Below are 244 nucleotides of genomic sequence, written 5' to 3'. Positions count from 1 at the left end.
GCCTTGTCGTCACCGGCAAGCTGACGAATACGGTCAATGATCGCGGCCTGTCAGCCGCTCTGACGCGCCTGATCGCGCGTTGCGGCGAGCCTGTCATTCGCCGCGGCGTTGACATGGCCATGCGCATGATGGGCGAACAGTTCGTCACCGGCGAAACCATCGACGAGGCGTTGAAACGCGCCAAGCCGTTGGAAGAACGCGGTTTCCGCTATTCCTACGACATGCTGGGTGAAGCCGCGACGAC

Annotated in this window: 1 protein-coding gene; it reads left to right on the top strand. The window is 62.3% G+C overall.

Features of this window, described 5'->3' with window-relative positions; all coding sequences use genetic code 11:
• Positions 1 to 244, top strand: a 244-nt coding sequence (locus R0J92_RS25780; protein ID WP_411053784.1) for a hypothetical protein, incomplete at both ends; no start/stop codon positions are given.

The sequence above is a fragment of the Tritonibacter sp. SIMBA_163 genome (assembly GCF_046535935.1).
In the GTDB taxonomy this organism is placed as follows: domain Bacteria; phylum Pseudomonadota; class Alphaproteobacteria; order Rhodobacterales; family Rhodobacteraceae; genus Epibacterium; species Epibacterium scottomollicae.
The sequence above is the reverse complement of the archived record's forward strand: the minus strand, read 5'-3'. Positions and strand labels throughout refer to the sequence as shown.